The following is a 309-nucleotide window of genomic DNA, read 5'->3' as shown; positions in this document are numbered from 1 at the left end:
CGATCGATATCGGGGCCTACGATGGTCCAGGGGTAGAAATAGGCGTAGGTGTTGGCCAGGGTGGCGCGAAGGTAAGTGGCCGGGTGCCGCAGTCCCATGGAGAGCCACGCGGCGGCCGTTCACGCAGATGTGGCCATGGGTGACCATCTGACGAGCTTCCTTACGGGTGCGGGCGAAGCCCAGACGGAAGACCACGTTGTCGAGACGGGACTCCAGGATGGTCATCAGGTTCTCACCGGTCTGACCCTGCATGGACTTGGCGCGCTTGAAGTAACCACGGAACTGCTTCTCGAGCACACCGAAGATGAA

General features: G+C 61.2%; 1 protein-coding gene. It reads right to left on the bottom strand.

Annotated elements, in window-relative coordinates:
• Positions 1 to 297 (bottom strand): S4 domain-containing protein (locus tag PZH32_RS12515; RefSeq protein WP_428994051.1); only part of this gene is annotated, 297 nt, incomplete at its 3' end.
• Between the last annotated feature and the right edge of the window lie 12 nt (positions 298 to 309).

The organism is Adlercreutzia equolifaciens (assembly GCF_029076695.1).
Taxonomy (GTDB): Bacteria; Actinomycetota; Coriobacteriia; order Coriobacteriales; family Eggerthellaceae; genus Adlercreutzia; species Adlercreutzia equolifaciens_A.
The sequence above is the reverse complement of the archived record's forward strand: the minus strand, read 5'-3'. Positions and strand labels throughout refer to the sequence as shown.